This is a genomic window from Haloimpatiens lingqiaonensis (assembly GCF_901447495.1).
Classification (GTDB): domain Bacteria; phylum Bacillota; class Clostridia; order Clostridiales; family Clostridiaceae; genus Haloimpatiens; species Haloimpatiens lingqiaonensis.
The window spans coordinates 14,688-41,128 of record NZ_CABDWS010000023.1; the positions used below are offsets into that span (position 1 = coordinate 14,688).

Annotated in this window: 19 protein-coding genes; 17 read left to right on the top strand and 2 right to left on the bottom strand. The window is 30.6% G+C overall.

Annotation, left to right across the window (positions count from 1 at the left end):
• Window positions 1-3: 3 nt before the first annotated feature.
• The 9 genes from FGK85_RS06310 to FGK85_RS06350 all read left to right on the top strand — a co-directional run bounded on the left by FGK85_RS06310 (window position 4) and on the right by FGK85_RS06350 (window position 12,927).
• On the top strand, window positions 4-801 hold the full coding sequence (locus FGK85_RS06310) for an ABC transporter ATP-binding protein (protein ID WP_207670524.1): 798 nt from the start codon (window positions 4-6) through the stop codon (window positions 799-801).
• 382 nt (window positions 802-1,183) lie between these two features.
• Window positions 1,184-4,936, top strand: a complete 3,753-nt coding sequence (bchH, locus tag FGK85_RS06315) for a magnesium chelatase subunit H (protein WP_138204817.1) — start codon at window positions 1,184-1,186, stop codon at window positions 4,934-4,936.
• Between the two features lie 175 nt (window positions 4,937-5,111).
• Window positions 5,112-6,110, top strand: a complete 999-nt coding sequence (locus FGK85_RS06320) for a LacI family DNA-binding transcriptional regulator (RefSeq protein ID WP_138204819.1) — start codon at window positions 5,112-5,114, stop codon at window positions 6,108-6,110.
• A 31-nt stretch (window positions 6,111-6,141) separates the two neighbouring features.
• Entirely contained in the window at window positions 6,142-7,707 is a 1,566-nt protein-coding gene (locus FGK85_RS06325; protein ID WP_138204821.1) for an FAD-dependent oxidoreductase, read from the top strand.
• Between the two features lie 365 nt (window positions 7,708-8,072).
• Window positions 8,073-8,939, top strand: coding sequence for an N-acetylneuraminate lyase (locus FGK85_RS06330; protein ID WP_138204823.1), 867 nt, complete (start codon window positions 8,073-8,075; stop codon window positions 8,937-8,939).
• A gap of 164 nt (window positions 8,940-9,103) precedes the next feature.
• Complete coding sequence (locus tag FGK85_RS06335; protein WP_138204825.1) at window positions 9,104-10,591, top strand: sodium:solute symporter family protein; 1,488 nt, start codon at window positions 9,104-9,106, stop codon at window positions 10,589-10,591.
• 209 nt (window positions 10,592-10,800) lie between these two features.
• Window positions 10,801-11,253 carry a NanQ anomerase/TabA/YiaL family protein gene (locus FGK85_RS06340; RefSeq protein WP_171011347.1) on the top strand — a complete coding sequence of 151 codons (453 nt, stop codon included), beginning with the start codon at window positions 10,801-10,803 and terminating at the stop codon, window positions 11,251-11,253.
• A gap of 51 nt (window positions 11,254-11,304) precedes the next feature.
• On the top strand, window positions 11,305-12,000 hold the full coding sequence (locus FGK85_RS06345; RefSeq protein WP_207670525.1) for an N-acetylmannosamine-6-phosphate 2-epimerase: 696 nt from the start codon (window positions 11,305-11,307) through the stop codon (window positions 11,998-12,000).
• 12 nt (window positions 12,001-12,012) lie between these two features.
• Complete coding sequence (locus FGK85_RS06350) at window positions 12,013-12,927, top strand: ROK family protein (RefSeq protein ID WP_138204831.1); 915 nt, start codon at window positions 12,013-12,015, stop codon at window positions 12,925-12,927.
• A gap of 1,331 nt (window positions 12,928-14,258) precedes the next feature.
• Here FGK85_RS06350 and FGK85_RS06355 read toward each other — a convergent pair.
• Window positions 14,259-14,852 (bottom strand): hypothetical protein, encoded by a 594-nt coding sequence (locus tag FGK85_RS06355; protein WP_138204833.1) that lies wholly within the window; start codon window positions 14,850-14,852, stop codon window positions 14,259-14,261.
• A gap of 108 nt (window positions 14,853-14,960) precedes the next feature.
• Between FGK85_RS06355 and FGK85_RS06360 the strand changes: the two genes are divergently transcribed.
• The 7 genes from FGK85_RS06360 to FGK85_RS06390 all read left to right on the top strand — a co-directional run bounded on the left by FGK85_RS06360 (window position 14,961) and on the right by FGK85_RS06390 (window position 24,725).
• Window positions 14,961-15,158, top strand: a complete 198-nt coding sequence (locus FGK85_RS06360) for a hypothetical protein (protein WP_138204835.1) — start codon at window positions 14,961-14,963, stop codon at window positions 15,156-15,158.
• A gap of 527 nt (window positions 15,159-15,685) precedes the next feature.
• Complete coding sequence (locus tag FGK85_RS06365) at window positions 15,686-17,494, top strand: ABC transporter ATP-binding protein (RefSeq protein WP_138204837.1); 1,809 nt, start codon at window positions 15,686-15,688, stop codon at window positions 17,492-17,494.
• A gap of 14 nt (window positions 17,495-17,508) precedes the next feature.
• Window positions 17,509-19,344, top strand: a complete 1,836-nt coding sequence (locus FGK85_RS06370) for an ABC transporter ATP-binding protein (protein ID WP_171011348.1) — start codon at window positions 17,509-17,511, stop codon at window positions 19,342-19,344.
• A 370-nt stretch (window positions 19,345-19,714) separates the two neighbouring features.
• Window positions 19,715-20,233 (top strand): ECF transporter S component, encoded by a 519-nt coding sequence (locus FGK85_RS06375; protein ID WP_138204840.1) that lies wholly within the window; start codon window positions 19,715-19,717, stop codon window positions 20,231-20,233.
• Window positions 20,230-20,805, top strand: a complete 576-nt coding sequence (locus FGK85_RS06380) for a class I SAM-dependent methyltransferase (RefSeq protein WP_138204842.1) — start codon at window positions 20,230-20,232, stop codon at window positions 20,803-20,805. The genes FGK85_RS06375 and FGK85_RS06380 overlap by 4 nt, the downstream gene beginning before the upstream one ends.
• A 365-nt stretch (window positions 20,806-21,170) precedes the next feature.
• Window positions 21,171-23,138 carry an ABC-F family ATP-binding cassette domain-containing protein gene (locus FGK85_RS06385; RefSeq protein WP_138204844.1) on the top strand — a complete coding sequence of 656 codons (1,968 nt, stop codon included), beginning with the start codon at window positions 21,171-21,173 and terminating at the stop codon, window positions 23,136-23,138.
• A 30-nt stretch (window positions 23,139-23,168) separates the two neighbouring features.
• The gene (locus tag FGK85_RS06390) at window positions 23,169-24,725 is read left to right on the top strand and encodes an ABC-F family ATP-binding cassette domain-containing protein (RefSeq protein ID WP_138204846.1); all 1,557 of its coding nucleotides are present in this window, start codon (window positions 23,169-23,171) and stop codon (window positions 24,723-24,725) included.
• A gap of 88 nt (window positions 24,726-24,813) precedes the next feature.
• On the opposite strand, the gene FGK85_RS06395 is transcribed toward FGK85_RS06390, so the two are convergent.
• Window positions 24,814-25,869, bottom strand: coding sequence for a recombinase family protein (locus tag FGK85_RS06395; RefSeq protein ID WP_341472471.1), 1,056 nt, complete (start codon window positions 25,867-25,869; stop codon window positions 24,814-24,816).
• A 197-nt stretch (window positions 25,870-26,066) separates the two neighbouring features.
• On the opposite strand from FGK85_RS06395, the gene FGK85_RS06400 reads away from it, so the two are divergent.
• On the top strand, window positions 26,067-26,441 hold a 375-nt coding region (locus FGK85_RS06400; RefSeq protein WP_341472459.1), incomplete at its 3' end, for a hypothetical protein.

The following is a 26,441-nucleotide window of genomic DNA, read 5'->3' on the forward strand; positions in this document are numbered from 1 at the left end:
TAAATGGGTGATAAAATGGATATTTTAACTGTAGAAAACATAAGGGTTAATTATGGTGAAAAGGAAGTATTAAAAGGAATAAATTTAAACATAGAACAGGGGAAAATAGTATCCATAATAGGACCTAATGGGTGTGGAAAGACTACGCTGCTTAGGGTTATGAGTAGAAATTTAAAGCCAAAGGCGGGAAATGTTTTATTAAATGGTGAGAATATATATAAATTAAAATCTAAGACCTTGGCAAAGAATATGGCTATTTTATCTCAGAATAATGGATGTCCTGAGGATATTTGTATAAGAGATTTAGTTGCCTATGGAAGACATGCTCATAAAAAGATTTTTTCAGGATTTACAGATGAAGATGAAGGAATAATAGATTGGGCTATAAAAAGAACAGGACTTGATAATATAAAAGATAGAAAAGTAGCTACACTGTCAGGGGGAGAAAGGCAAAGAGCATGGATAGCTATGGCTATAGCTCAAAAACCAAAGATTCTTCTTTTAGATGAGCCCACTACTTATTTAGACATAAGTCACCAATTAGAACTTTTAGATCTTATTAAAAGTTTAAATGAAGAGGAAAAAATAACAATAGTCATGGTACTTCATGATATAAATGAGGCAGCTAAATACTCTCACGAACTTATTGTTATTAAAAATGGAGAGTTGCATTGTAAGGGAACTCCTTATGATATTATAAATGATGAAATGCTTAAACAGGTATTTAGAGTAGAAGCTGAGATAAATGAAGATATTAACACTAAAAAGCCAGTTATATATCCAATAAGGGTTTTTAGTTAAATAATTTAATTTTCGCATTTATCCAGAGACTTACCTGCCGTAACACTCCCACTTCTAACAAAGTAGGAGATAACGGCAGCTACGTCCCTGGATAACGATCTCTAACCTTCAGTTGGAGTAAAAAACTCCATCTGAAGCTAAGAGCTCTGTTTATAAAGTAAAAATTTAAAAATTAGAATTAATGACTATCTGGAGTTGAAATTTGAGAATTGATAATGAATGATAAAACTCCTTTAAAGAAGTTTTTGAAAATATGAATTTTAGCTTGACGTAATTATTAAAAAATCAGCTACAGGAAATCATATATCTGTAGCTGATTTTTACTTTAATCAAGAAGTAATTAGTGTTATTTTATAAATTTGTATAGAAAGAGGGGATGAATTTGAAGATTACAGTGGTATCAGTTTCTACCAGTGTTTTTGGGGAAATTATAAAGGCCTGTGAATATATTAATAAAAGTTATGATAATATATTGGATTTGAATTTATATTATGTATCAAGGGGCTTGAAAGATGATAGATTAGAAAGTATGATGTGCCATATACAAGAAGCGGATATGTGTATAATAGACTTGATGGGTGCACCAGATAAAATTGTTAAGACAACTTATGATTCTCTAGAAAATTCAAAAGCACAAGTAGTTATTATAGGCAGACAAGGTAGGGAATATTTGAAGCTGGGAAGTTTAACTTCAAAGGATATGAGTATGAATAAAAAGAAGGGTGAAAGCAAAAATCCCGATGCAAAAGCTATGGATAAAATGATAAACATGGCAGAAAAAATGGGAAAAATCATGCCCGTTGGAAAACTAAATCATATGAAGAATTATATACACATAGGAAGATATTGGAATAATGCCGGGTTTGAAGATATGAAGAATTTATTATATTTAATACTTAGGGATTATGGAAATTATAAAGGAATTCCTAAGCCTTTAGAACCAGTAAAAAGAGAAGACATAAGTATATGTAATCCAGAAACTATGGAGTTTTTCAATAGTTATAAGGAATATATGAAAAAATATGGTTTTGATAAAGAAAGACCTACTGTTGCTTTAATATTTTATGGTCACAGTTACCCTAGTAAAACATCTGACTGCGTTGGAGAAATATGCCGTAGAATAAAAGAGTTTGCAAATGTGGTACCAATAGCTTTTTCTAGTGTTTTAAAAATGGATGGGAATAAACTTAGAAATATGCTGGAGGATGCCTGTGGTAAAAAGGTGGATTTAATATTAAATTTTATGTCCTTCAGATTAGGAGCAGGTCCTATGGGAGGAGATGCCAAGAAGGCCGTAGAAACTCTTGAAAAAATAGAAGCTCCTATGATTCATCCATTTTTTATGACTAAAAAAACAGAGGAAGAATGGATGGAAAGTGCTCAGGGAGTAAGTTCTTCAGAATTTTTAATTTCTGTAATGTTGCCTGAATTAGACGGAGCTATAGAAACTTATCCCATAGGGGCAATGAAATCTAATGGATTAGATGAGGAATTTAAAATAGAATTAAATGAACTGAATATTATAGAAGAAAGAGTTGAAAAACTTATAGGTAAAATAAAGGGATGGCTTAAGCTTAGAGAAAAGCCTAATAAAGATAAAAGAGTAGCTATAGTATGCTACAATTATCCACCGGGAGAAGATAATTTATTTGGAGGGGCTTTTTTAGATACATTTAAGTCTATAGAAAAGATATTAGAGGCCTTAAAAAATGAAGGATATAATACTGAAAGCTTAAACAGTGAAGAATTGATGAATAAATTTTGTGGTAAGATAGTTAACTCTGGAAGATGGGTTTCGGAAGAAAATATTCACAACATGATAAAATATAGCTGTGAAAAATATAAGAAAAATATTAAGGGCAGGAATTTTTATTTAGATATGATTAAGCAGTGGGGAAAGATACCTGGTAATGTGATGACTTTGGATAATAATTTTTTGATACCAGGAATAGTAAATGACAATGTTTTTATAGGATTACAGCCTTCTAGGGGAATCCATGAAAATACAGATAAAGTATATCACGATAAATCCATGCTTCCGCACCATCAATATATAGGATTTTATAAATGGATTAAAGAAGAATTTAAGGCAGATGTAGTTATACATGTGGGAACTCATGGCACAATAGAATTTTTAAAGGGAAAAGAATGTGGCATGTCTGGGGAGTGTTTCCCTGATATGCTACTTTATGATATTCCCCATTTGTATCTATATTTCATAGGAAATCCAGCAGAGGCTGTGATAGCTAAAAGAAGAAGCCATGCAGTAATGGTAAGTTATAGTCCGCCAGCTTTTATGGAAGGAGAACTTTATGAGGAATATTTATGGCTTCAAAAATCCATTGAGGAATACCACCAATGTGAAAGATTAGATCCAAAAAGATGTAGCCAAGTGTTAGAAAATATTAGAGAAAAAGCTAAAGAGGTGAATATGAATTTTGAAGACTTAGAGGAGTTGGAGAGGGAACTTTATAGGATGAATCGTTCCCTAATACCAAAGGGCTTACATGTATTTGGTGAAGGATATAATGAAGACGAGGCTTTTAATTATATTAAGTTTATTCTTAGATATGATAGAGGTGATATAAAGTGTATAAGGAGAATTGTATGTGAGAATAGATACTTGGATTATGATAAATTAATAGAAGAAAATTCTGCAGAAATTTTAGCTTCACTGGATAGTGAGGTGCAGTGGATTATGGAGAATTTCAAGAAATATGGTGACTTAAGTTTTATAAATAGTGGTGAAAAACATTATGAAAAAACTTGTATAGAGGATATGAAAAAATCTATAGAATATGGAAAAGAGCTTAGTTTAAATATAGTTAAAAACTTTGAGATAGAAGGTTTAATTAAGGCTATGCAAGGAAAATATTTAAAAGCATCACTGGCAGGAGATATAATTAGAAATCCTGATATATTGCCTTCAGGTTATAATTTATATCAATTTGATCCAACATTAGTACCTACAGAAACAGCTTATAAAAGGGGAGCTAGCATAGCTAAAAATACCATAGAATTATACTACAAGCAAAATGGAAAGTATCCATCTAGTACTGCAGTAATATTATGGGGACTTGAAACCTCTAGAACCGGAGGGGAAACTATAGGGCAAATACTGTATTATTTAGGAGTTAAGCCTGTTAAAACTGCAAGTTCCTTTGAAAGTGACTATGAAATAATACCTATTGAAGAATTGGGAAGGCCTAGAATAGATGTGGTAATAAACATGTGTGGATTCTTTAGGGATATGTTCCCTAATTTACTGAAGGATTTGAATGATATATTTGCCCATATATATAATTTAGATGAAACTTTTGAAGAAAATTATTTTAAAAAGAATTCTCAAATTATATATGATAAAATTATAAAAAATGGAACCAGTGAGGAAATTGCAAAAGAACTTTCTATATCTAGAATATTTGGACCTAAAGAAGCGGAGTATGGTACAGGAGTCACTAAGCTATTAGAAACAAAGGCTTGGGAGGAAGAAGAGGATATAGGTAAAAACTTTATAGATAGTTTGAAATATGTATATAGCAATAATTTTAGAGGTAAGGAAATAGATGGACTGTATAGAAGTAACTTAAAAACTGTGGATGTGGTATCGCAAGTAAGAAGTAATCATGAATATGAAGTTACTGATTTAGACCACTATTATGAATTTTTCGGTGGACTTTCTAAATCTGTTGAAATGGTTAAGGGGAAAAAACCTGCTATGTATATAAGTGATACTACGGGAGAAAGGTTAGAAACTGAAACAGTAGATAAATCCATAAATAGGGGTATAAGAACTAGAGTTTTAAATCCTAAATGGATTGATGGTATGTTAGAGCATAAATACCATGGAGTTCAAAAAATAGCTGAGAGGTTTGAAAATATATTAGGGCTAGCAGCCACTACTAATGGTGTGGAACAGTGGATATACAATGATTTATATGAAAAGTATATTGAAGATGAAAAATTAAGGAAAAGATTGAAGGAAAACAATTCATATGCATATATGACCATAGTGGAGTGGATGCTAGAGTATAATAAAAGAGAATATTGGCAGGCAAGCAAAGAGCAGCTTGAAAAGCTTAGAAATGTATATTTGGATATAGAAGGAAATATAGAGAGCTTTCAAGAGGAATAAATAAAATAGGAGCTTCTGTAAATTAACATTTCATTACAAATGTAATTTAATTTGCAGAAGCTATTTTAGTGGAAGGGATAAACTAAATTAGGTTGTTTGACACTGAAGTTTTTAACATGCTATAATTTGCTTAAAATTAAAGAAATTTAAAAATAATACAATGGTGGTAGTTAATATGATAAAACAAGAAGATATAGCCAAAATTTTAAATGTTTCAAGAACTACTGTGGCTAGGGCTTTAAATGGCAGTGAAAATATAAAACCTGAAACAAAAGAAAAGATTATAGAACTTGCTAAAGAATTGGGATATAAAAAGAATCCAATAAGTAGTTCCTTAGCCAGTAAGAAGAAAAAAAATGTATATGCTTTTATAATAAAATCAAAAAATAAATATTATACAGAAGAAATAGAAAGAGGACTTAAGAGCGCTGAAAAGGAATTTAAATTTTATGGGTTTAATATAAATATAATAAAAACAGATATTGAAACCCCAGAAAAGCAGCTAGAGCAGTTAAAAGCTGCAGTAAATGAAGATGTACAGGGGATAATAATAATTCCTTTGCTAAAAGAAAAGGTGAAAGAAGTAAGAAATCAAAATCCTAATATAGTTTTTACAACACTGGATATTAATATAGATCAATCTATATTTCATGTAGGACCTAATTATTTTAAATCCGGTAGAATTGCAGCGGAAATACTTATAAATACCCTAGAAGAGAAGTCTAAGGTTTTGGTTTTAGATACGGTAGATGATAGGATTTCCTCTAAGCTATACATGGATGGTTTTTTAAGTAGAATGTCAGAAGAAAAAAATAATCCTATGATAGGTCCTGTGTATTCAGAGCACTTAATGAATGATTTAGATGATATATTGGAAAAACACATGACAAAAGAAGTAAAATCAATATATGCTACTAGATTTTTAACAGATATAGTGAAATATATAGGATATAGATACAACATTCCCATGAAAATTGTAGGTAATGGTATGTCAGATGATATGAAAATTTTAATACTAGAAAAAAAAGTGCTGGCTACAGTGGTGGAACAACCTTACGAAGAGGGATATTTGGCAGGGAAGTTTATGTTTGAGAAATTATATAAGGATATGAATTTTAAAGAAGCTTCTCATATTATGGAAAGTAAAATAATAGTTAGAGAAAGTCTTTTTTAAAAATATAAAATAAACTAAAGAGGAGGAAAACATGAAAATAAAAGAACATATGAAAACCGATGTATTAGTTGTTGGAGCTGGAATTGCAGGTATAAGTTCAGCTATACAAGTGGCTAAAGCAGGAAAAAGTGTTACAGTAGTGAGCAGTGGTAGGTTTTGCTCTGGAGCCAGTTTTTATCCAGGAACCTGGGGGCTTGGAATGGTAGTGGCAGAGGATGAAAAAGATAAAGAGGACTTTGTCAATGCCATAATGGAAGTGGGATGCCACATTCCCAATAAAAAAATGGTAAAAACCTTAATAGATAATGCTGAAAAAGACATAAAAGAATTTATGGATTTAGGGATTCAATTTAGAAGACCTATAAGTGGAGAAACTGTAACACCTTGTTTTGATAAAAAGCCAAGAAAATGGTATGGATTTGATTTTAAGACAGCTATTAAAGCCTTTGATAAATTAAAATCATTAGAAAATGTAAGTATTGTTGAGAATACTAGTTTAATTAAAATATTGAAGGATGAAGAGGAGGCTTTTTCTTCAGCAATATTTATAAGTGATTCAGAAGAATATGTACAAATTTCTGCTAAAGCACTTATAATAGCCAGTGGAGGGTTTACGAATATATATAAATACAACCTTAGCACAGAAGATATGGCGTTGAATGCACATATCCAAGCATTAGAGGTGGGATGTAAACTCACTAATATGGAATTTATTCAATTCATTCCAGCACATATAGAACCAAATTATAAAACTATATTTAATGAAAGAGTTTTTAGTTATATAAAATTAGAAAATTCAAAGGGAGAAGATATTTTCCAGGATAATTTAGATGAAAATTTAAATGAAAAGGCTATATTAAAAGAAAGATCCACTCATGGCCCATTTACATGCAAATTAAATTCCAAATATGTGGATATAACTATGTTTAAGGAATATCTAAAAAGCTGCCAAGGTGTGGGTTTTTATTATCCAAAGGATATACTTAATATAAAAGATACTCTTATATATAATTATTTTATGTGGCTAAAGGATAAAAATGCTTTAAATGAAAATAAGATAATAATACTTCCTTTTGCCCATGCAGCCAACGGTGGTATAGAAATAAATGAAAAGGCCCAAACGGCTATAAAAGGCATATATGCTGCAGGTGAAGTAACTGGAGGGGTACACGGTGCAGATAGAATTGGAGGCTTGTCTACGGTTAATGCTATGGTATTTGGTAAAATAGCAGGAAAAGAGGCTATAAAATATATAGAGGAAAAAACTGTTGATGAAAAAGTCTATAATGATATTAATGAAGTATTCCATTTTAGTAATAAACAAGAATCAACCATAGAGCCAGATTGGGTTATAAATGAAATAAGAGAGATTATGTATAGAAATGCTAGCATAATAAGGAATAGGAAGTCCTTAGAAAATGCAGTAGGAACTATTAATAATATAGAGGATAAATTTAACTTGTACACATATGTATCACAAAATAAGCATTGTAAAAAAGCATTTATAGCTAATAATTATATTAATACTGCAATAGTGGTGCTAAAGGCCATGATAGATAGAAATGAAAGTGTAGGATCGCATTATAGGGAAGACTAAAAACTTAATAAATTTATGATTTAGTCTATAGTTACAAGAATAAAGGGTGTTGTGGAAGGGAGCTATAAAAGTATATAATTTTTATAAAATAAAAGTATATAAAAAAATTTAAAAAATTAATATTTACACTTGAAAATGTTCACGAGAACATATATAATATTCTTAGAAAATAAAAATATTAAGAATTTTCAAAGGCTTGATGTAAAGGATAACAAAACTTCAATGCTTTAGAAAATTTAGTCTATGAGCAAAAAAATGTATCTATTTTAAAAAAGTTATAATTTTTTTTAACAAATAATGTTCACGAGAACAAAACACACGAAAGCGCATTATACAATAATTTTAAATTTAGAGGAGGACTTGAGATGAAAGGAATTTTTTCAGCACTATTAGTACCATATGATGAAAACGGAAACATTAAAGAAGAGGGACTTAGACAGCTAGTTCGTCACAATATTGATGTATGTGGAATAGATGGTCTTTACGTTGGAGGAAGTACAGGAGAAAACTTCATGCTTTCTACTGAAGAAAAGAAAAGAATATTCGAAATTGTCAAGGATGAGGCCAAAGATCAGGTTAAATTAATTGCACAAGTAGGATCTATAAACTTAAAAGAAGCAGTTGAACTTGGAAAGTTTGCTACAGCTCTAGGATATGATTCACTATCAGCAGTAACACCTTTTTACTATAAATTTGACTTTAGCGAAATAAAAAATTATTATGATACAATCATAAGAGAAACTGGAAACAATATGATAATATACTCAATACCATTCTTAACAGGAGTTAACATAACACTAAATCAATTTGCTGAGTTATTTGAAAATGAAAAAGTAATAGGAGTTAAGTTTACAGCAGCAGACTTCTATTTATTAGAAAGATTAAGAAAGGCTTTCCCAAATAAATTAATATTCTCTGGATTTGATGAAATGCTTTTACCAGCAGTAGTTTCAGGTGTAGATGGAGCTATAGGAAGTACATTTAATGTAAACGGTAAAAGAGCAAAAGAAATCTTTGAATTAGGTAGAAAAGGTGAAATAGAAAAAGCTTACCAGGTACAACACGTTACTAATGACTTAATTGAAGGAATATTAAGCAATGGTTTATATCAAACTATTAAGGAAATATTAAAGGATAAGGGTGTGGATGCAGGATATTGTAGACAACCTATGAAGAAATTAAATGAAGAAGGAATTAAGTTTGCAAAAGAATTATCTGCAAAGTACCTATAATTAAAATTTGTAATATATAGATAAAAAAATAAAAATTTAAGTTTTGCATTAAATCTAAATTTATTAATCATCAGATATTTACAGTTTTGAGAGGATTATATAATAGCTTATGAAGTTATATAATCTTCTCTAATAAAATAATTAAATATAATGGAGGGTTATTCATGAAGGCATCATTTCAAATGTTGGATTATATAGTTTTAGTTGTATATCTTTTATTTGTACTGTATGTAGGTGTTAGAGTAGCTAAAAAAGAAATGAAAGGCAAAGAATATTTTAAAGGTGATGGAACAATTCCATGGTGGGTTGCAGCCGTTAGTTTATTTGCAACAATGCTAAGTCCCATTTCTTATTTAGCTTTAGCTGGACGTTCATTTAAAACAGACTGGTCAGCTTGGGTGGCTCAGCTTGGTATATTTATAGCTGTTCCATTAACTATAAAATATTTCTTACCAGTTTATAAGAAACTTGATTTAGATACAGCATATGAATACTTAGAAAGAAGATTTAATAAAAGTTTAAGATTAGTAGGAAGTATAATGTTTATAATTTACCAAGTAGGTAGAATGTCTATAATCATGTATTTACCAGCATTGGCATTATCAATAGTTACAAAAATAAACATAAATTTATTAATAGTTCTTATGGGTGTTATAGCAATTGTATATTCATACGTAGGCGGAATTAAATCAGTATTATGGACAGATTTTATACAAGGTGTAGTGTTATCATTAGGTGCCGTATTTGTAGTAGTTTATATGGCATTTACAATTAAAGGTGGATTAGGTGAAGTAGTTAGAGTAGGGGTGGCGGATGCTAAGTTCTTACATTTATCACAAATGCTTAACTTAAATATATTTAAAGAGGGCTTCTTTATAGTACTTATAGGAGCAGGTTTGTCAACGCTTTCATCTTATGTATCAAGCCAAGATATGGTTCAAAGATATACAACAACTACTGATCTTGGAGAAATGAAAAAGATGACATATTTAAATGGTGCTTTATCTATAGGTATAGCAACTGTATTTTTCTTCATAGGAACAGGACTATATGTATTTTATCAACAAAACCCAGCATTATTAATATCAAAAGCGGAGGACCAAGTTTTTGCAAGTTATATAGTTAGTCAATTACCAGCAGGTATATCAGGACTATTATTAGCTGGAGTATTTGCAGCAGGCCAATCAACTTTATCTACAGGTTTAAATAGTGTGGCTACAAGCTGGACTTTAGATATACATAAGTTAATAAAAGGTGATGTTAACAATGATGAAGCAACTAAGCTTGCTAAAATTCTTTCTTTAGTAGTTGGAATAGTATCTATAGTAGTTTCTATAGTTTTAGCTCACTCTGATTTGAAATCTGCATATAGCTGGTTCAATGGATTTATGGGACTAGTTCTTGGAGTTGTAGGAGGTCTTTTTGGACTTGGAATATTTACAAAGAAGGCTAACTCTAAGGGAGCTGTGGCAGGATTTATAGTGGCTGCAGTATTAACTGTAGCGGCAAAATACTTTACAACAGTTACATTCTGGATGTATTCAGTTATAAGCATAGTTTCATGCATGTTATTTGGATATATATTTAGTTTAATATTTAAAGATGATGAAAAGAAAAACTTAGATAACTTAACTATATATGGGGATAAGTAGTAAAGTAGAGTTAATATAAATATTTTAGATTAAATTGCCAGTAAAGCATAGTACTTAAGTGTATATGCTTTCTGGCTAATTTCAAATGTAACATAAGTTTGTATTTTGGCTTAATACAAAAGTATTTTATTAAAATATGCTTTATTATTTTAATTATGAAAAGCAATAATAGTGCGTATATTAAAGATTATAGAGGGAGAGGCTATGCTATGATAATTGATAGAATTAATAATATGGAACTTTATGGTGAGGCTGAAAGCAATATAAGTAAGGCATTGAAATTTATGAAAGAACACGATTTTTCTAAGGATGAAAAAGGTGTTCATAAAGTGGATGGAGATAATCTTTATTATGTAGTTGCAGAATATCAAACTAAAGATTTAGAAAAAGGTTTTTGGGAATCTCATAAGAAATATATTGATGTACACTATATGTTAAATGGACAAGAAAAATTATTATATTCTAATTTTAAAAATATGGAAATAGAAAAAGATTATAATGAAAATGACGATGCTTATATTTTAAAAGGTGATAGTGAAGGGGAAGTGACTATAAAAGAGGGAACTTTTGTATTGTGCTATCCAGAGGATGTACATATGACAGGTATAAAAGTAAAAGATTCTGAGGATATAAGAAAAATTATATTCAAGATAGCTATTTAGTGAGATAATTTTATGACTTTGTATAAGTGTTATATTTAGGAGATGATTATGATGAAAGAAGATTTAATGGATAAAATAAAAGGCGGTTTGATAGTATCTTGCCAAGCATTAGAAGATGAGCCACTTCATAGTTCTTTTATAATGTCCAAAATGGCTCTTGCAGCTAAAATTGGAGGCGCAGTGGGCATAAGGGCAAATACTGTAGAGGACATAAAAGCTATAAAGGGCCAAGTGGATTTACCTATAATAGGAATAATTAAGAGAAATTATGGAGAATGTTCTGTTTATATAACGCCTACCATGAAAGAAGTGGATGAATTGTGTGAAGAAGGAGTTCACATAATTGCAATAGATGCTACTAAAAGGGAAAGACCAGATGGAAAGAAGCTTTGTGAATTTGTAAAAGAAATAAAAAGTAAATATCCAAATCAATTATTAATGGCGGACATATCTGATCTAGAAGAAGCAAAATTAGCAGAAGCATATGGCTTTGATTTTGTGGGGACTACTATGCATGGATATACTGAATATACTGAGGGAATGGATATACAAGATAATGATTTTGAATTTCTAAGACAGGTTTTAGATAATGTAAAAATACCTGTAATTTCAGAAGGAAAAGTAGACACACCAGAAAAAGCAAAAAAATGTTTGGAGCTAGGAGCTTTAGCAGTGGTTACAGGAGGAGCTATTACTCGTCCACAATTGATAACTAAAAAGTTTGTTGATGAAATAAACAATAAATAGGAGGAACAAAGGGTGAAATATTTAGCTGTGGATATAGGTGGAACAGGAATAAAATACGGGATAGTAGAAGATAATGGCAATGTGCTAGCTCTTTATAATATGGATACAGAGGCATCCAAAGGAGCAAATTGCTTAATAGAAAAGGTAAAGGATATAATAAGATTTCTACTAAAGGAACACGGCGAAGATATAGATGGTATAGGCATAAGTACTGCAGGACAAGTGGATAGGGTAGCAGGGGAAATTATATTTGCAACAGATGCAATACCTGGTTGGACAGGTGTAAAGCTAAAAGAAATTATAGAAAAGGAATTTTCATATCCTTGCTATGTGGATAATGATGTAAACTGCGCAGCCTTAGGAGAAATGTGGGCAGGAGCCGCAAAAGGTGAGAAAAACTTCTTATGTCTTACATTAGGTACAGGCATAGGTGGAGCCATAGTATTAAATGGAGATGTGTTTACAGGAAGTAGTTATTCAGCAGGAGAATTTGGACATATGAATTTGTATCCTAATGGTATGGAATGCAATTGCGGACATAGGGGTTGCTATGAAAGATATGCATCTACATCAGCTTTAGTAAAATTTGCACAAGAAAAGGCAGGAACAATAGAAAAATTAAATGGAAAAATAATATTTGAAAGAGCTAATAATGGAGAAAAGATATATAAAGACATAGTTAATCAATGGACTTATAATGTTGCATTAGGACTAAAAAGTCTCGTACACATATTTAATCCTTCCCTTATTATAATAGGTGGAGGGGTATCGGCTCAGGGAAATTTAATTACAGATCTAATTAAAGAACATCTGAATAATATGATAATGCCTTCCTTTAATAAAAACTTAATGTTAAAGGTTGCTAGCTGCGGTAACAAGGCTGGAATGTTAGGGGCAGTATATGGATTGAAAAACAATAAAAAATAACTATTAAATATATATTGTGAAGTAAGTGCCGTAGGAAAAAGCTGCCTTTAATTCCGTGATAAAATTGAAATTTTGGACTGTGAACAGTACGCTAAGAACTTCTAAATGTTTTGAAATTTAAATCCCCTAAAGCCTTCAAACTCGCTCGTACCTCACTCAAGCAATGAAGGCTTCTTAACGGGGCTTTAAATTTCAAAACAAAGAAGTTCTAAAGCTAGTTCAATAGTCCAAAATTTCAATTTTATCACTCCATTAAAGGCAGCTTTTTCAGTTACAGAATGCTTGCTTCGTGGGTAAGAGATAGCCTACTAAAGGATGATTTTCCTCCACTTCGTTACGGAAAATCTTTAATTGAATATAAGCAATAGTATAGTGGGAAAAGGTATAACTGATTCATTAAATGAAGTGGTTATACCTTTTCTTTTAAGTGCTTAAAAAATCTTTTATTGGCGGTAGCCAGGGAAAATATAGAAATATCAAATATTAAATATTAAATATCAAATAATGTTGAAATTTCTATGGAATTTCTTAAATTATAATTTGTGGAGGAAGTACGAAGTGACAATTGAGAATTAAGTAAGAGGTGAAAAGTAAGAAGTAAGAGTGAGTGAGGATTTTCCTCCACTATGTTCTGGAAAATTTTTAATTAAATAAAATGTAATAGTAAAACAAGCTATACGGCAAAAAGTAAGAAGTTGAGCACTTAAAAAGTTCTTTTGGCGTAGCCTGCTGATTTATAATAAAAGACTTATTATATAAACAGATCTCTAACCTTCAGATGGAGTTTTTACTCCAACTGAAGGTTAGAGATCTTTATCCAGGGACGTAGCTGCCGTTATCTCCCACTTTGTTAGAAGTGGGAGTGTTACGGCAGGTAGTCATCGGATAAAGTGGTTGGAATAATCTATTTTTAGTTAAAACTTAAAATAAAAATGCAATTTGAAATTATTTATTAAGGTTATTACGGTTTTATGGGTTAAGTCAAAGCATAGCTATTTTTGCCCCTATCGGTCTGATGACTTAGTAGCCCTTTAAGCAATAGTTCTTTAAAAATTCAGCAAAGCTGAATTTTTAAAGAACTATTAACTTTTATTTATTCACAAATTAATTATAAAAAACTCCTTGAGTTTTATCCTTAACTATTATCCTTAACTATTACTTCTTACCTTTTCCCCTCTACAAATAAGATTTATACAAACAATTGCCTTACGGCAAAATAAATTGAATTTTAGTTACTGCTTTATTTTAACAAGTATACTATAACTTTTCGAAAGGCTCCGCCTAAAAAATATTATGAGCCCCTTATTTAATATTTGATATTTATTATTTTATTATTTTATTATAGTATAGGGTACTAAAGTTTCAGTGTTTATATGTGTAAGTTTTGAGTTATAATTCATTAAATTTCCACTATAAATTAGTTTTAAGTGTTTACAAGTCCTAAAGTCACTAGGAGTTACTAGTTCGCATTTCTTATTAAATATTTTTATATTACTTCCTTCTAGCACAGTTGCTGCAAATTGGGAGCAAAAATAGGCATTTTCTCTCTTAAAGGGTATATTGCAAGCCACTGCAAATAGGCCTAGAAAATTATATTTATATTTATGTTTGTCATTATGAAATTTGTTTATAATTTCCTTCATTTTTTCATATTGAAGCCTGTCCACTTCTAAAGTATAAACTGCACAATTTACATTGGTAAATATAGAATATAATCCTTTGTATCTATCTTCAACTATAAAACCTCCTATTAAGGGGTTATGAGGAAATATCCTGCCAAAACTATATATTTCGTTTAATTCAATATCAAAGCCTATGGAAACATGAGTATAAGGTTCATTAGTATATTGCTTTATAACCTTGGATAGAAATGTGCCTGTATTAGTTAAAAGTATTACTACTTCATATTTTTTAGTTTTGCACATGTTTTTTCTCCCTTTTTATATTATGGAATAATGAAAACTTTATTTAAATTATATTTTACTTTCTAAAAAGTTAATACTATTTTAACATATTAAAGGGGTGTTGTATGTATGATTTTTATGTATAAAAATTTTAATATTTGGAAGTATAAATATGAAATATATAGAATAGGAGTGGAAGATATGAGTAAAATAAAAAATACTAACAAACAACTTGCAGCCATGGGTATAGAAAGAATGGATAATGACAAAGAAACGCGAAAGAAAAAGGGGAGAAATAAAAATGAATCTATTGAGGATGATGTATAACCTATATATTGGAGAATATATATACAAATAATATGATATTGGATATACAAATAGCTGTATAAAAAAATTAAGTTAGCATTTTTTTAGGTTTTTTGAAAATATTACTTGAAAATAATATATAATTGGTTTATACTAAATATTATGAAAATTAATAAAAAAGAAATTTTGAAAAGGAGGTCGTGGAATTGATTAATAAAATAAATATAAGTTTTAATGGCAATGCATATGTAATTAAATTTAATACTGTACGCGGCCTTTGGAATATAGTGTGATTTTATGTTTATTACTATTATTAGTTTGTAGTAAGTTTTCTTGAAATTATACTGCCATGGGTTAATTGCGACCTATGGCTTTTATATTCTATATTAATATTTTTATTTAAGATATTAAAGCCGTAGAAATCTCTACGGTTTTTTATATATTATGGAGGTGTACAGTTATGAAAAAGTTGCTTAGTAAATGTTTTAGGAAGCCATTAGTTTTTACGTGAGTTATTTTAGAAAATGTAATAGAGAGGGGGACTTTATATGAAAAATTCTAAACTTTTGTGGAATTTTATGAAAGGTAATAGACTTAAATATATTGGGGCAATAGTAAGTGTTGGATTTGCAATATTCTTTTCTACCTTAGCACCTTTGGTTATAAGAACTACCATAGACTCTATATTAGGGGGAAACCCTATGGAACTTCCAGCTTTGGGTGTAAAGGTTGTAAATTTTTTAGGTGGTAAGTCTATATTAGTTCAAAATATTTGGATTTGCTCATTATTATTAATAATTATAACTTTAATAAAAGGAATATTTTTATTTTTAAAGGGTAAATGGTCAGCTTCTGCAGCAGAAAATATAGCTAAGAATATGAGGGAAACTTTATATGATCACATTCAACATTTACCTTATGATTATCATGTGAAATGCAAAACAGGAGACTTAATTCAAAGATGTACTTCAGATATAGATACTGTAAGAAGATTTTTGGCTATGCAATTAGTTGACATTGGAAGAGCTATTTTTGTATTAATTTTTTCTATAACAATGATGCTTTCCTTAAATGTGAAAATGACTCTTATAGCCATGGCAGCAGTGCCTATAATATTTGCATATTCCTTTGTTTTCTTTAATGGCATAAAAAAATTATTCCAAGATGCTGATGAATCTGAGGCTAAAATGACCACAGCACTTCAAGAGAATTTATCTGGAGTTAGGGTTGTAAGGGCCTTTGGAAGGCAAAAGTACGAGGTGGATAAATTTAATGCTAAAAGTGAAGAATTTAAAGATTTAAGCTACAAAATGTATGCATTAAGAGGAAACTATTGGGCTATTTCGGACTTTTTATGTATGCTTCAAACAGGAGCAGTATTAATAGCTGGTGTTTATCTAACAGCAAGAGGTGACATGACATTAGGTACATTATTTGTGTTTACAACTTACGAGGGAATGTTATTATGGCCAGTTAGACAGCTTGGCAGAATACTGTCTGATGCAGGTAAGATGACTGTATCTATAAAGCGTATAAACGAAGTTTTATCTGAAAAAGAGGAAGAAACCCCATTAGATGCTGCAAAACCTGAAATAAAAGGAAATATATCATTTGAAGATGTATATTTTGAGTATGAAAAAGGTGTGCCAGTATTAGATGGTGTGTCATTTAATATAAAGACTGGAGAAACTATAGGTATAATGGGTAAAACTGGTTCAGGAAAATCATCTTTGGTTCATTTATTAGCTAGGTTGTATGATTATAATAAAGGTTCCATAAGGATTGATGGAGTGGAGCTTAAAGATATTAACAGAAAATGGATAAGAAAAAATATAGGTATAGTTCTTCAAGAACCATTTTTGTTTTCTAAAACTATAAAAGATAATATAAGCCTTGCTAAAAGGGAAGCAGTGGATAAGGAAATATTCGAGGCAGCTAATATTGCAGCTATACATGATGTAATATTGGGTTTTGATAGAGGATATGAAACTTTAGTAGGAGAAAAGGGCGTAACCTTATCTGGAGGGCAAAGACAAAGAGTTGCCATTGCTAGAACAGTTATAAACAAAAGTCCTATATTGATATTTGATGATTCACTAAGTGCAGTGGATACAGAAACAGATAGGGCTATAAGAAAAGCCTTGTCAAAAAGAAGTAGAGGAGTTACTACATTGATAATTTCTCACCGTGTATCTACACTAAAGGAAGCAGATAAAATAATAGTATTGGATAAAGGTAAAATAGCAAGTATAGGTAGTCATGAAGAGCTTATTAAACAAGAAGGATTATATAAGCGTGTTTGGGAAATACAAAGTTCATCAAAGGCTGACTATCATAATGACAGTAAGGTTAGCTAAGGAGGTGCATAGTTTTGAGCGCATATGTAGAAGAAAATTTTAATAATAAAAATGAAAAAATTGATTTTGGACTTTGGAAAAAACTTTTAAAGTACGCAGCAGACTTTAAAAAACAACTTATAATTTTAGGATTTGTAATGTTAGCTGTAGCGGGTATTGATGTTTTAATTCCCTATCTTACAAAATATGCTATAGATAATTTTGTAGTAACAGGAAATATAAAAGGTCTTTTGAATTTTTCAATGGTTTATGTATTAGTTATAGGAGTGCAAGCTATAAATGTAAAACTTTTAATAACTTTATCTGGGTCAGTGGAAACTAAACTTGCTCATCACATAAGAAAGCTCGGCTTTAAGCGATTGCAGGAATTATCTTTTTCCTATTATGACAAAACTCCTGTAGGATGGATAATGTCTAGAATGACATCAGATATATATAGATTAAGTGAAATAGTTTCATGGGGACTTACAGATATGGTATGGGCCATAGTTATGATGATGGGCTTTGCAGGAGTTATGTTTTATCATAATTGGAAGCTTACGCTAATAACTTTATCAGTGGTTCCACCGCTATTTTTAATAGGAATGTATTTTGAAAAAAAGATATTAGATGCCTATAGAAAGGTTAGAAAAATAAATTCTTGTATAACCGGAGATTTTAATGAATGTATAACGGGAGCTCAAACCACTAAAACATTGGTAAGAGAAGAAGACAATTTAACAGAATTTAAATTGGATACAAGAAATATGAGAGACTCAGCAGTTAGAGCTGCAGTATTCTCAGCCCTTTTCTTACCTATTGTTTTGACATTAGGCAGTATTGGAACAGGGTTATCCCTTTGGTTTGGTGGTAAGGAAGTTCTTCTAAAAACTATGAGTTATGGAACTTTAATGATGTTTATATCTTATAGTATAGAATTTTTTGAACCAGTAAGCCAATTGGCATCTACTATAGCAGAACTTCAGCATGCTCAAGCTTCTGCAGAAAGAATTTTATCTATGATAGAAACAGAATCAGATATATATGATTCTGAAAAAGTTAAAGAAATTTATGGAGACGAATATAATCCAAAAAGAGAAAATTGGCCAAAAGTTCATGGAGATATAACCTTTAAGAATGTATCCTTTGCTTATAAGGATGGACAAAAGGTTTTGGACAACTTCACCTTAGATATAAAAGCAGGAGAAACCATAGCTTTAGTTGGTGAAACAGGTTCAGGAAAGAGTACTATAGTGAATCTTGCTTGTAGATTTTATGAGCCTACAGAAGGAGAAATTTTAATAGATGGAGTTAATTATAAGGAAAGATCTATTGGATGGCTTCAAGCTAATTTAGGCTATGTTTTACAAAGTCCTCATCTTTTCAGTGGTACCATAAAGGATAATATAAGATATGGTAGATTAGAGGCTACAGATGAAGAAATAGTAGAAGCAGCTAAACTAGTGGATGCTCATGATTTTATAATGAAAATGGATAAGGCATATGATACAGAAGTTGGAGAAGGTGGAGGAATGTTGTCCACTGGAGAAAAACAACTTATATCCTTTGCTAGAGCTATAGTTGCAAATCCATCTATATTTGTTTTAGATGAAGCTACTTCATCTATAGATACGCAAACAGAAAGAATAATACAAAAGGCTATAGATAAAGTGTTACAAGGAAGAACCAGCTTTGTAATAGCTCATAGATTGTCTACTATAGTATCTGCAGATAGAATACTAGTTATAAAAAACGGAAAAGTATTAGAACAGGGCAATCATGAAAGCCTTATGAGAAGAAAAGGATATTATTATAACTTGTACACTAATCAATTTGTACAGGAACAAGAAAGTGAAATTTTAAATGAATAGAAATTTTAGTAGATAATTCAGAATATATATGCTATAATTTATATTGTTTGAGGCAAACATATAATAGAGTTATAGGTGAACGAATCATTTATAACATTACTTATATAAAGCCCAAGCATTAAATAAAATTTAATAATTAAATGAAATTATGCGAATATATTATGTTACCACGAAGGTAGAGATTTTTCTCTACCTTTTTATTTTTTTATCCGATGACTACCTGCCGTAACACTCCCACTTCTAACAAAGTGGGAGATAACGGCAGCTACGTCCCTGGATAACGATCTCTAACCTTCAGTTGGAGTAAAAACTCCATCTGAAGCTAAGAGCTCTGTTTATAGAAATTATATTATTAGGGGGTATTAATAAAATGAACAGTAAAACTAATAACATGATTAAGGCAGCTATTTTTATAGCAATAGGGTTAATTTTACCTTACTTTTTTCACATGGTAGGCATGGCAGGACCAGTATTTTTGCCTATGCATATACCAGTTTTATTATGTGGAATGATACTTGGGTGGAAGTATGGAATTGTAGTAGGATTTATAACACCACTTTTAAATTCATTTTTAACAGGAATGCCACCATTATTTCCAACAGGTATTTCTATGGCATGTGAACTTGCAGCTTATGGATTTTTATCAGGATATTTATATAAGGAAAAAAGATTAAATATAATGTTTGCATTGGTATTATCTATGTTGGGTGGACGCTTCATATCTGGTATAATGAATTATATACTACTTATTGCTAAGGGAAATAATTTTGTATTTAAAGCATTTTTAATGGGAACTTTTGTAAAAGGATTTATAGGCATAATTATACAATTAATATTAATTCCTGTAGTGGTAAAGGCACTAGAGAAAGGGGAAAAAGTAACTGCATGATGAATGATAGGGAGTTTTTTAACCAAGTGGCATTTAAATGGGATGATATGTGTCACCATGATAAAAATAAAATAAACTATATAATAGATATAAGTGAAGTTAAAAAAGATTCTAAAATTCTTGATGTGGGAACAGGTACAGGTGTGCTTATAAAATATTTAATGGACACAAAGCCTAAGGAAATTCATGGTGTAGATTTGTCAGAAAATATGATACAGGTTGCCAAAAGTAAATATAAGGATGATAGAGTAAAATTTTATGCAGAAGATATAGTAGAATTTAATGAAGAAAAAGATTTTGATTATGTATTCATTTATTCTGCATATCCACATTTTAAAGATAAGAAAAAGCTTTTTAGTCATTTAAGAAAGCTTATGAAGGAAAATGGTAAGATAATAATTTGTCATTCTCAAAGCAAGGAAGACATAAACAGGGTGCATGCTTCAAAGGAAGCTGTAAAAGAACATATACTTCCTAAGGCAGAGATTACCTGTGAAATTATGAAAGATTATTTTAAAATAAACAAGTGCATTGACAATGATGAGATGTATTATATATCTGCCGTGAAATAATTGTATATTGAAGTAATTTAGAGCTAAATATAGATTTATTTTATCTATATTTATTATGAGCTGCTATACTGAGTGATTAGTATAGCAGCCCTATTTTTATAATATGGGATTATTTTTTACTGAATTTACAGTTTAAATAAGATATAATGTATTATGTATGTAAAAAAATATAGTGGACTAAATAAGAAAGTTTCTCTTATAATTTTGCGAATTTTAGGCAGTTATATAAATGGATATACTAAATCTAGTCTTATTAATAAAACTAGAATATAGAATCTAAATAAAATCTATAATTAAAATAATAAAATTATTTGGAAATTAAGTATTAGAAATTGTGGATTCGTATATATAGAAAGGAAGATAAAATGAATTTAATAACATTAGAAAATATAAGTAAGAGCTATGGTGAGAAGGTACTTTTAAAGGATGTGCCTCTTGGCATAAATGAGGGAGAAAAAATAGGACTAATAGGGATAAATGGTACAGGAAAGTCTACTCTCCTTAAGATTATAGGAGGGGTAGAAAATTTTGATGAGGGAAACTTAATAAAGAAAAATAAGCTTATTATAGAATATTTAAATCAAAGCATGGAATTTCAGGAGGATTTAACGGTTATACAGCAAATATTTAAGGGCGATTCTCCAGTGATGAAAGTCTTAAGGGAATATGAAGAAATAATGGACAGTATAGAGAAGAGTCCTGAAAATTTAAATCTTCAAAGTAAACTTATGGATATTACAAGTAAGATAGATGCACTTGATGCATGGAGCCTTGAAAGTAATGCTAAGATAATTCTTACAAAGCTTGGAATAAACGATTTTAATGCAAAGGTAGGAGAGCTTTCTGGTGGACAGAGAAAAAGAATAGCTCTGGCAGGAGCACTTATTAGGCCCTGCGACCTTTTGATATTAGATGAGCCTACCAACCATTTGGATAATGAAACTATAAAATGGCTTGAAGAATACTTAAATGGTAGAAAGGGCTCCCTTATTATGATAACCCACGATAGATATTTTCTGGACAGGGTAACTAATAGAATATTAGAATTAAATAGAGGGAATTTGTATAGCTATGAAGGAAATTATAGCTTATATTTAAATGCCAAGGTAGAAAGACAAGAACTAGAAAAGTCTCTAGAGCAAAAGAGACAAAACTTATATAGAAGAGAACTGGCATGGATAAGAAGGGGAGTTAAAGCTAGAGGCACTAAACAAAAGGCTAGGGTAGATAGATTTAAAGAACTAGTAGCAGAAGAGGGCTATGTAGATGATGAAAACATGGACATATGTGTTGGCAGCACTAGACTTGGGAAGAAAGTAATAATTGCAGAGGAAATAAATAAGAGTTTTGGAGATAAAAAAATTATAAAAGACTTTAGTTTTATATTGAGTGGAGAAGATAGAGTAGGTATAATAGGAAACAATGGACTTGGTAAGTCTACTCTTTTAAATATTTTATCAGGAAATATAAAAGCTGATAATGGACTAGTAGATGTGGGGGAAACAGTGCAAATAGGATATTTTTCTCAAGAATATACTCACATGGATGAAAATATTAGGGCCATAGAATATATAAGAGAAGCAGGAGAATTTATAAAAACGGCAGATGGACATTCTATAAGTGTCTCTCAAATGATGGAAAGATTTTTGTTTCCAGGAGATATACAATATGCTCCTATAGGCAAGTTATCTGGTGGGGAAAAGAGAAGGCTTCAACTTTTAAGGGTTTTAATGTATGCACCTAATGTGCTATTTTTAGATGAGCCTACCAATGATTTGGACATTGATACATTAAATGTACTAGAAAATTATATTGAAAATTTTGAAGGGGCAGTGGTTACAGTTTCCCACGATAGATACTTTTTAGATAAAATTGCAAATAAAATACTTGCTTTTAGGGGAAATGGTGATGTTTTAGAGCATACAGGAAATTATTCAGACTATGTGGATTTTCTAGAAAAAACACAGCAAAGTTCATGTGTAGAAGATGATATACAACAGAAACTACCTAAAGATAATCAAAATGCAGGAAAATATAAGAAAAGTGAAGATGAAAAAAGTGAAAATAGTAATTTGAAAAATAGCAATAAGCCCTCTAAAATAAAATTCTCTTATAAGGAGCAAAGAGAATATGAAAAAATAGATGAGGTTATAGAGGGAGTAGAAAAAAATCTTTCAGAAATTGAAGAAAAAATAAATTCAACTGCTACTGATTATACATTACTTCAAGAGTTATTAGCTAAAAAGGAAGAGCTTGAAAGTGAAATTTTAGAGCTAATGGAAAGATGGGAGTATTTAAATGAAATAGCAGAGAAGATTAAAAATCAGAGCTAGAAAAACAAAATACAGAAGAGGAGAAAAGAGATGAGTATTTTAACAGTAAAAAACGTAAATCACGGCTTTGGAGCTAGAGCCATATTTGAAGATGTATCTTTTAGACTTTTAAAGGGAGAACATGTAGGTTTAATCGGAGCTAACGGCGAAGGAAAATCTACCTTTATGAATATAATAACTGGAAAGATAGCACCGGATGAGGGGACTGTAGAGTGGGCAAATAGAGTTAGAGTTGGCTACATGGATCAGCATGTAGTGCTTCAAAAGGGAAATACCATAAGAGACATACTTAGACAAAGCTTTCAATATCTTTTTGATCTAGAGAAGGAAATGATGGATATAACAGAAAAGATGGCTGATGCCTCAGAGGATGAACTTACCAGACTTTTAGAGGATATGGGGACTATTCAAGATCTTTTGGATAACAATGGATTCTATGTTATAGATGCTAAAATAGAGGAAGTAGCAGGTGGTCTTGGACTTAGAGATGTAGGACTGGATAAAGACGTAGCTGAGCTGAGTGGCGGACAGAGAACAAAGGTGCTTTTAGCAAAGCTACTTTTAGAAAATCCAGATATACTTCTTTTGGACGAGCCTACTAACTATTTGGATGAGCAACATATAGAATGGCTTAAGAGATATCTTCAAAATTATGAAAATGCATTTATACTTATATCCCATGATATTCCGTTTTTAAACAGTGTTATAAATTTAATTTATCATGTGGATAATAGAAAGCTAGAAAGATATGTAGGAGACTACAACACCTTTATGGAACAAAGAGAAGCAAAGATAAAGCAAATGGAAGCAGCATATGAAAGACAGCAACAGGAAATAAAAGGCCTTAAGGACTTTATAGCTAGAAATAAGGCTAGAGTTGCTACCACAAATATGGCAAAATCAAGACAGAAGAAGCTTGACAAAATGGATATTATAGAACTTCCAAAGGAAAAGGTAAAGCCAGAATTTAACTTTAAACAAGGAAGAACTTCAGGAAAAATGATTTTTGAAACTAAAGATTTGGTGATAGGATATGGAGAACCTCTTTCAAAACCTTTAAATATAAGCATGGAGAGAGGTCAGAAAATAGCCCTTGTGGGAGCTAATGGTATCGGTAAAACCACTCTTCTTAGAAGTTTAATGGGAGAAATTAAACCACTTTCAGGGGAAATTGAACTAGGAGATTATCAGTTAATAGGTTACTTCCAGCAAGAAGAAAAAGAAGGGAATTATAATACCTGCATAGAAGAGGTTTGGCATGAGTTCCCTGGATTTACTCAATATGAGGTAAGAGCAGCTTTAGCAAAATGCGGACTTACTACAGAGCATATAGAAAGTCAAATAGTGGTTTTATCTGGAGGAGAAAAAGCTAAGGTAAGACTATGTAAGCTTATAAATAAGGAAACAAATATATTGATACTGGATGAGCCTACCAACCATTTAGACGTGGAAGCTAAAGACGAGCTTAAAAGGGCTTTAAAAGAATACAAAGGCACAATACTTATGGTTTGCCACGAACCAGAATTTTATAGGGATGTGGTTACAGAGGTTTGGAATTGTGAGGAATGGACAACGAAGATACCATAGGATGTGTGCTTTAAACGTAGATATAGAGCCATTTTTTAAAGCAAATAAAAAACTGTTATGATGTTATTAGCACCATAACAGTTTATTTTTATTTAAGGACAACTTGGATGTCCTCCTTACTATTTATTAAAAAATAATCTACCTTTTTTAGATACTCTTCCCTTGAAAGCTCTTTTCGTGTAGTTTCTTTTTGTTTTTCTAATTCCTTGATTTTACTATTTAATTGTCTTACATATCTTTCCTTATCCAATAGTATATTCTGATTATTTTCTATTTCCTTTTCTTTTTCTTTAATCTTATTTTCAATTTCTTCCATTTTGCTTTTAAAAATCTTTTGAGTAGTTTCTGTCATATTTGTAAGCATATTATTTATTAAAAATTCTGCTTGTTTTTGCAAATCTTTTAATTCTTCTTCGCAAGTTTTCAGCGTTTTATAAATATTAGTCTCGTCTATATTATTTATTTGTGACTTTAGCTGTTTAATCTGTAGATTAATACTTAACTCACCTGTTTGCGGATATATAATAGTCCTTTGTTTTTCAATAAAATCATCAAAACTAGATTTTTTTATGTTCTCGGCATTACAATACTCTTTTCCTCTCGATTTTTTATGCGCACAAATATAGTAGCTGTGAAATTTTGGATTTGTAAGCCTTTTGTCTGCCGCCAGAATAAAAGATGCTCCGCATCGACCACATTTTAATTTACCGGCTAGATCTGTTTTACTTATGTTTTTTCCACGATTGCCATGCAGACATCTTAATTCTATTGACTCCTGTACTTTATTATATAGTTCTTCAGATATAATTGCCTCTATACGTTCATTTGGCACCTCTATCCATTCATCACGCTTTTTCATGACATATCGCTGGTTGCCAAAAAGATTTATACTATCATATCTCCCTCTTACATTATATCCAGCATATTTTCTATTTCGCAGCATATTAACAAGTGTGTGTTGAGAAAAATACTTACCTTTTCTATTTTTAATCTCCAACTCTTTCAACTTATTAGCTATAACTCTAAAGCCGTGCTCTAAAGCTAAATTAAATATTAGTCTTACAACTTCTGCTTCTTCTTCGATAATAATTAGTGCGTTTTTATCTCTATCAAAATTATATCCATAGAGTTCATTATTGCGGATTTTATTTTGTCAGAAGTTTAGCACTTAAAAATTTTTGGGGCGTGAGCCCGCTGATTTATAATGAATGATTGAGGGTTAGGTTAAAAACCATAAATTCTGATTTTTGCTGGAAATTTTAGAGAAAAAATTTGCATAATAAAAGCATCCTTTTTATAATAGTTTTTACTAGAAACCAACTTAAAAAGGATGCTGATAAAATGAGTAAAAGTTATTTAAAACAATTACTTACTTATATTAATAAGGTATACGATATAGGTGAAAAAATCAATAACTTAAAAGATAAAAGAATAAAATCTGATGTAAAAATTTCAACAATTACCTTCGTGGTGTTATTTGGATTTATGCTTCAGATAAGAAGTTTCAATAGATTAGAACATTGGCTTAAAAAAGGCAAGTTTAAAAAAGTAATACCTAAAAAAACTAAAATGCCACGCATTGATGCCGTTAGGCGCTCCTTAAGTGATTTTGATTTAGATGGATTAAAAGAAATTCATAAACATATAATAAAAACCATTGTAAAAAATAAAGTATTTAGAAATGGTACTATAGATAAATTAAAAGTAGTTGCCATA